8 protein-coding genes are annotated in these 7,172 nt (G+C 52.8%); 1 reads left to right on the forward strand and 7 read right to left on the reverse strand.

What is annotated here, in order from left to right; all coding sequences use genetic code 11:
• The 3 genes from ACML7B_RS10225 to ACML7B_RS10235 all read right to left on the reverse strand — a co-directional run.
• A partial coding sequence (locus tag ACML7B_RS10225; RefSeq protein ID WP_418541099.1) for a WecB/TagA/CpsF family glycosyltransferase occupies window positions 1–445 on the reverse strand: 445 nt, incomplete at its 3' end.
• A 55-nt stretch (window positions 446–500) separates the two neighbouring features.
• The gene (gene wecB, locus ACML7B_RS10230; protein WP_418541101.1) at window positions 501–1,631 is read right to left on the reverse strand and encodes a non-hydrolyzing UDP-N-acetylglucosamine 2-epimerase; all 1,131 of its coding nucleotides are present in this window, start codon (window positions 1,629–1,631) and stop codon (window positions 501–503) included.
• A 183-nt stretch (window positions 1,632–1,814) separates the two neighbouring features.
• Window positions 1,815–2,714: a nucleotidyltransferase family protein gene (locus ACML7B_RS10235; RefSeq protein ID WP_418541102.1), complete on the reverse strand. Its 900-nt coding sequence runs from the start codon at window positions 2,712–2,714 to the stop codon at window positions 1,815–1,817.
• A 361-nt stretch (window positions 2,715–3,075) separates the two neighbouring features.
• On the opposite strand from ACML7B_RS10235, the gene ACML7B_RS10240 reads away from it, so the two are divergent.
• Complete coding sequence (locus tag ACML7B_RS10240) at window positions 3,076–3,423, forward strand: sporulation initiation factor Spo0A C-terminal domain-containing protein (RefSeq protein ID WP_418541103.1); 348 nt, start codon at window positions 3,076–3,078, stop codon at window positions 3,421–3,423.
• Window positions 3,424–3,540: 117 nt separating this feature from the next.
• Here the strand turns inward: ACML7B_RS10240 and ACML7B_RS10245 are convergent, their stop codons facing one another.
• The 4 genes from ACML7B_RS10245 to ACML7B_RS10260 all read right to left on the reverse strand — a co-directional run.
• The gene (locus ACML7B_RS10245) at window positions 3,541–4,449 is read right to left on the reverse strand and encodes a nucleotidyltransferase family protein (protein WP_418541104.1); all 909 of its coding nucleotides are present in this window, start codon (window positions 4,447–4,449) and stop codon (window positions 3,541–3,543) included.
• 12 nt (window positions 4,450–4,461) lie between these two features.
• Window positions 4,462–5,448: a dTDP-glucose 4,6-dehydratase gene (gene rfbB, locus ACML7B_RS10250; RefSeq protein WP_418541105.1), complete on the reverse strand. Its 987-nt coding sequence runs from the start codon at window positions 5,446–5,448 to the stop codon at window positions 4,462–4,464.
• Window positions 5,449–5,465: 17 nt separating this feature from the next.
• Complete coding sequence (locus tag ACML7B_RS10255; RefSeq protein ID WP_418541106.1) at window positions 5,466–6,701, reverse strand: LCP family protein; 1,236 nt, start codon at window positions 6,699–6,701, stop codon at window positions 5,466–5,468.
• Window positions 6,702–6,797: 96 nt separating this feature from the next.
• A partial coding sequence (locus tag ACML7B_RS10260) for a deoxyribonuclease IV (RefSeq protein ID WP_418541107.1) occupies window positions 6,798–7,172 on the reverse strand: 375 nt, incomplete at its 5' end.

Consider the following 7,172-nt stretch of genomic DNA (forward strand, 5'->3'; position numbering starts at 1 on the left):
GTTCCTGGAGCGGAGTCCCTTTAGCCACAAATATTACGTTTGCTCTGGATGCGCGGATCTTCTCCAGGACGTTCTGGTCTTCATACCCGTTGCAGTAGCCTGCGATCTCCAGATCCGGGTATCGCTCCTTCAGAGTCTTCTGTGCGCCCAGGTTACTGTCTTCCGCCGCTCCGTAGAAGAATACCCTGGCCCCCAGCTCCCGGGAATGTCTGCAGATCTCTTCCATCAGGTCGATGCCTGTGATCCGCTCCACCGTATAGTCTGCTGCCTTTACCACTGCAGACCCGTCCGCCAGAAACAGGTCGAACCCAAGGATTAAGTGTCTCATCTGCGGTTCCCGGACCGCCCGGACCACTTTCCTTGCATTGATGGCTACCACAGAGAGCTGATCACCCAAACGGATCGCTTCTCCCATAGCCGTCAGCATCTCTTCTTTTCTCATCATTGACAGGGGAACTCCTAATACGCTGATATTTCTCATAGCCATTTGCTCCTTTACTTTAGGCCGGTATACGCTGGGTTTCTTTATTCTGGAAATATCGCAGGATCGCTCCCACGATCCGTTCGCTGGCATGTCCGTCTCCGTAGGGATTCTCCGCCCTGCTCATCTGTCCGTACGCTTCCTCGTCGTCCAGAAGACGGCTTACCTCACGGAAGATATTTTCCGTGGATGTCCCTACCAGTTTCAGGGTCCCTGCCTCCACACCTTCCGGGCGTTCCGTAGTCTCCCTTACCACCAGCACCGGTTTCCCCAGGCTTGGCCCTTCCTCCTGGATCCCGCCGCTGTCTGTCAGCACCAGGTAGGATTTCTTGATCATATTATGGAAATCTGTCACTTCCAGAGGATCGATCAGGCGTACATGTTCATTTCCGGCAAACATTTCTTCCGCCAAGCCGCGCACCGTGGGATTCATGTGGCAGGGATAGATCACCCGCACGTCCGGATACCGGTCTGTGATCCGGTTCACTGCCGTAAAGACCCTGCGAAGGGGCGCACCCCAGTTCTCTCTTCTGTGGGCGGTAAGAAGAAGGATCCTGCTGTCACCGGCCCACGCAAGGACAGGATTGTCATAGGTTTCCTTCACCGTAGTCTGCAGAGCGTCGATGGCAGTATTCCCGGTCACAAAAATATGCTCCGGATTCTTATTCTCCTGAAGAAGGTTCTTCAGGCTCCGCATAGTTGGGGTAAAATGCAGTTCCGCCAGATTGCCCACCATCTGCCGGTTGGCTTCCTCCGGATAAGGCGCGTAGAGGTCGTAGGTCCGAAGCCCTGCCTCCACATGTCCCACCGGAATTCTGTGATAGAACGCGGACAGAGCCGAGGCGAAAGTGGTTGTGGTATCTCCGTGGACAAGCACAAGATCCGGTTCCTCTCTGTCCAGAATCTCTCCCAGCCCTTCCAAAATCCTTCCGGTCACTGCCTCAAGAGTCTGACCCCGCTTCATAATGTTCAGATCATAGTCCGGAACGATCTGGAATGTTTCCAGAACGGAATCCAGCATCTCTCTGTGCTGGGCTGTTACACATATCACACTTTGAATCTCCTGCCTGTGTCGGTTCATCTCCTGAATGACCGGAGCCATCTTGATCGCTTCCGGCCGGGTTCCGAAGATACTCATCACCTTGATCATGTCCTCACCTTCCTGTAATCATTTTTACGTTTCTATTATAAACTTTTACCAAAAATGTTCATCAAATCGACTTTAGTGCTTAGTTAAATAATCGTTAAAAAATCCACCATAATATAAAAACAACCATTGAAAAATATGCGAAACACATATTTTTCAATGGTTGTCTCTGAATCTTTTTTCTCTTTATCGAAGGCTGCGCAACGCCTTTTCTACCCAGGTTTTATCTTCCTGATAGGTCACGCCAAACCACTGATCATGAGACCACAGTACCTTCACCCGTGCCTTTCCTGCCCGCAACAGAATGCCAATAATATCCGGAAGCAGATACTCCTGTTTCCCTTCATTTTCTCGCACTCGATCTAGAAAATCTTCAAAACCTTTTTCTAAAACAGGGAATATCTCAGGAGTCAATCCCCACATATTCATGGATACCGGTCGCCCTGTATCAATATCCTGCAAACCTTCTCCAGTCTCCACCGCAGCCCCTTCCGGAGTCTTCATAATATGATGGGTTTCAATAATATCTGACAGGAATCCCTTTGAATCAACGTCACATATACCTCGGGTTACACCTCCATTTTCGCTTAAAGTATTACCTAAGACAAATCCTACCATGCAGAAATCCAGTCTCACATCGCCAATAGTTTTTTTACTCTCCTGCTCACGGGTCAGATAAGCATAAGCCTTCTGGTAAGCTTCTTTTCCGTAGTAATCATCAGAGTTAACTACCAGAAACGGTTCTGCCACAACATCTTTGCAGCACAAAACCGCTTGCCCTGTTCCCCAGGGCTTTTGTCTGACTTTGGCTTTCTCCAGATACTTTTCCGCCACATCCTGGATTTCCTGATATACATATACAGTCTCAACCTGCTGTTCAATACGTCTGCCAATCCGTTCTTTAAATGTTTCTTCCAAATCTCTGCGGATCACAAATACTACTTTATCAAACCCGGCTTCCATTGCATCCTGAATCGCATAGTCCACGATCACTTCTCCATTAGGCCCGACCTGTGCCAACTGCTTAATTCCGCCATAACGGCTTCCAATCCCCGCTGCCATCACAACCAGTGTTGCCTTCCCCATTGTTTATTCTCCTTATCTATGCTATCAAAACTTATAAAAGTATAACTCCTCCTCCGGGTTCCTACAAGCTTTATCACAAAACTCTAACTTAAACTTAAAGAAACCTTTAAGTTCATAGTAAACATACTTTATAACTGCTTTTTAACGCCTGTCATGGGCCTTGTGGTCTTCCACATGAACCACCTCTCCTTCTGCTGGATATGCTTTCTTTTTGTCATATTCATAGATACTTCGTCTCTGTTCCTCTTCCGATTTTTTCCTTTTTATGTCGATTTTTGTCAAAATATTTCTAATTTTTGTCTTCCATATTTTTCCATATTATATTTTGAAAGGTTATACTAAAGAAAAAGGGGGCGTTACTATGTCCAGACGTATTCGCGAATTGCTTCTGACACTTGGGATCCACTCCACCTACCGTGGTTTTCACTTCCTTGTCTACGCTCTTTTGCTCTGCCTGGAAGATGAAAACTACCTGCTCAGCGTCAGCAGTACTCTTTACCCGACCGTGGCGGAACACTTCGATACTTCCGGCGCCAATGTGGAGCACTGTATCCGCACTGCCATCGGCAGCTGCTACTACCACGGGAACAGGGCGTTTCTCTTCCAGATCGCCAGATATGAGCTGCCGGTCAAACCGACCAACAGTGAATTCCTCGACATTCTCTATCATTATCTCATCTCTCAGGGAGCAAAAGATCTCCCGTTCTAATTCTCAAATCCCAGTTCTTCTGGATCGACCGCTGATTCCCGGTCAGAAAGCAGTAAGAGGCTGTGACATTCCTACGTCACAGCCTCTTATATTATCTCAAAGAAATAGCCTGTCTGATTACCCGTCCTGCCGGATCTTCTGCAGCGCCCGTTCCACCCAGGCCTTGTCCTCCTGGTAGGTCACGCCCAGCCACTGCTCGTGGGACCACAGCACCTTTACCCGGACCTTGCCTGCCCTAAGCAGGCTGTCAATGATATCCGGGAGCAGATATTCCCCGGTTCCTCCGTCTTCTTCCGCCTGATCCAGGAACCGGTCAAATCCCGCTTCCAGGATAGGAAAGATCTCCGGGGTCAGCCCCCACATGTTCATGGAGACCGGATGGCTTGCATTCACCGGCTGCAGGCCCTCGTCTGTCTCCACCGCAGCCCCCTCCTCTGTCTTCACGATATGGCGGGTCTCTGTGATATCCTGGAGGAAGCCCTCCGGAGTCACGTCGCATATCCCGCGGGTCACGCCGCCGTTCTCGCTTAAAGTATTTCCCAGCACAAAGCCTACCATGCACAAATCCAGCTTCCCGTCCCCGGAAATGCCTTTCTCTTCCTTCTCCCGGGTCAGGCAGGCGTAAGCCTCCCGGTAGGCTTCTTTTCCATAATAGTCGTCGGAGTTGATCACCAGGAAGGGTTCTGCAACCACGTCCCTGCAGCAGAGCACCGCCTGTCCGGTCCCCCAGGGTTTCTTCCGGTTCCCGGCCTTCTCCTGATACTGCCCGGGCACGTCCTGGATCTCCTGGTACACATAGACCGTCTCCACCAGCGGTTCCACCCGCCGGCCGATCTTCTCTCTGAAGATCTCTTCCAGGTCCTTACGGATCACGAACACTACTTTGTCGAATCCTGCTTCCATGGCGTCCTGGACTGCATAGTCCAGGATCATCTCTCCTTTTGGCCCCACCTGAGCCAGTTGTTTGATTCCCCCGTAGCGGCTTCCGATGCCCGCCGCCATCACTACCAGAGTCGCTTTTCCCATAATTGAATCTCCTTATTTTAAATACCATTCTACCGTATTCTGGAGCCCTTCTCTTAACCCGGTCTTCGGCCGCCAGCCAAGCTGCCGGACTTTCCCGGCATCCAGGGCATACCGCCTGTCATGGCCCTTCCGGTCCTCCACGAATGTGATCCTGCCGCCGGAAGGAAGCAAGATCCCCTCTTCTTCCATAACCTGGCGCACTTCCCGGATCATCTCCAGATTCTGCCGCTCACAGGAGGCGCCGATATTGTAGATTTCTCCAGGCTTTCCCTTTTCCCAGATCATTTCCAGGGCCCGCACATGATCCTCCACATAGATCCAGTCCCGGATATTCCTGCCGTCTCCATAGACCGGGATCTCCTTTCCCTCAAGAAGGTTCCGGATCACCGTGGGGAGAAACTTCTCCCGGTGCTGCCTGGGGCCGTAATTGTTGCCGCAGTGCGTGACATTTGCCGGAAATCCATAAGTGTGGATATAAGAGGATACCAGCAGGTCGCCGGCCGCCTTGCTTGCAGCGTAGGGATTGTTGGGGCGGCAGAAAGAAGTCTCCCGGGAAGGAGCCTCGTCCGCCTCAAGGGATCCGTAGACTTCATCGGTGGACACATAGAGGAACCGCTTCCCTGGCCGGAAGCTGTCATCCTCCCGCTCCCACGCCTGCCGGGCCGCCTCCAGGAGGGTCTGGGTTCCCAGCACGTTGGTGCGCACGAACACGGCGGAATCCCGGATACTGCGGTCCACATGACTTTCCGCCGCGAAGTGGAACACTGCGTCAATATCATACTCCCGGAAGATTCCCTCCACCACGGGCGCATCGCAGATGTCTCCCTGCACAAAGTGATAGGCGGATCCCCGACAGATGCCCTCCAGGTTCGCCGGATCCCCCGCATAAGTCAGCTTGTCTAAGTTGACCACGCAGATGTCTTCCCGGGTCCTGTGGATCCAGTCTATGAAATTGGAGCCGATAAACCCGGCTCCGCCGGTTACCAGGATTGTCGTCATACTGTCTCTTTCCTTCTCTATTCTCCCAGGGTCTCCCGGATCTTTCCCTGGATCTCGCTGACCGAGCCCCAGTTGGGGATCGTCACATACAGCGGGCCACCGCTGTAGGAATAGCAGGGCTGTTTGGTGCTGTCGTCCCCGGTGGCCGCCACGGATTCGATCTCCCATCCCTCCATATCGTCAAGCTGCATGCGGATCAGGGATTTGATCTGAGCTTCCGACATGTTGGTCTCCGCATTTCCGGTGACACTGTTGATCATTCCATTTGCCCGGAAAAGGATCATGGGGGACATGGCCTTCTTGATCAGTCCGGTCAGAAGCGCCTGCTGATTCTTCCCCCGCTGGTTGTCCCCGGAGATAAATGCTTTCCGCTCCCGCACAAAGGCCAGCGCCTCCTTGCCGTTGAAATGATTCTTCCCTTCTTTTACTTCCACAATGGCTCCGGCGGCTTTCCCTGTGGTGAACGCCACTTCCGACTCCACGTCCACGCCGCCCATCACATCCACGATCTCCTCCACGGAGGTAAAATTCACCCGCACATAGAAGGGGATCTCCGTGTCGTAGAGATTTTCCAGGGTGGCGATGGAGGTGTCGATGCCGTAGATCCCCGCATGGGTCAGCTTGTCGTTCTGGCCTTCCGACACGCCCGGGATCTGGATGTAGTAGTCCCGGGGCGTGGTGGTCAAAAGGATCTTGTGAGTCCTGGGGTTGATAGTAGCGATCAGGTTCACATCACTTCTGCTGTTCTGGGTGATATCTCCGTACACGTCGATGCCGCTGATATACACGTTAAAGGGCTGCACCGTCACCGGCAGAGCGTGTTCCGCCTGATAAGCCCCGCTCTCTTCCCCCGTGGCGATGGTGTCCAGGGCCGCGTTCACCTTCAGAGTGTAGAGCCCCAGCACGATGAAAAGGGCGCTGGCCGCCAGCGACAAAAGCCGGCCGCCGCCTTTCTTCCCCCTGCGCTTCATGGCCCGCCTCTGCCGGAAGGTAACCAGAAGCAGGAAGAAAAGCAGGATCCCCGCCAGACCCAGCATGTATTTCAATGGCAAAATCCCAAGGATCAGCATGGCGCCCAGAAGAAAAAGCGAGGCCGCCAGCTGGACCATCCAGAGGATCTTATTGAAGCCCCCCGCCTTCGCCGGCTGCCTGTCCCGCTTCCGGCTGTTACGCCGTCTTCTCCCGTTCCCTGGGGCCTTCCCGCCCTCCATCGGATGCGATTTAATGTATTTTAACTGATCCCGGTACTCCATGGTAGTTATCCTTTCTCTGTATGATGAGAGTATACCCCATTTTGTCGAAGTTTCGCAAGTGGGGACGTGGTATTTTCGAAAATACCACGTCCCAGATTAAAAATACCCTGTCCCTTTTTGACGGATCCGCGCAATTTCGGCCTTGTGGCCCGCATCGTCCAGAGGTGTCTCCAGATAAAAAGGAAGATGTCTCAACCGGGGATGTGCAACGATCTGCATCAGCGCCTCCATGCCGATCTCTCCCTCACCGGTGACGGCATGGCGGTCTTTGCGGGAACCAAAGGGCATCATGCTGTCATTGAGATGGACCGCCTTGAGAAGTTTAAGCCCCAGGATCTCATCAAATTCCTGCAGCACACCATCCAGGTCATGGACGATATCATACCCCGCCGCAAATACATGGCAGGTATCCAGGCAGATCCCGATCCGCTCCGGATGTGCAGCCCCGTCCCGGATAGCCCACAGTTCTTC

This window comes from Massilistercora timonensis, assembly GCF_048354975.1.
GTDB classification, from domain to species: Bacteria; Bacillota; Clostridia; order Lachnospirales; family Lachnospiraceae; genus Massilistercora; species Massilistercora timonensis.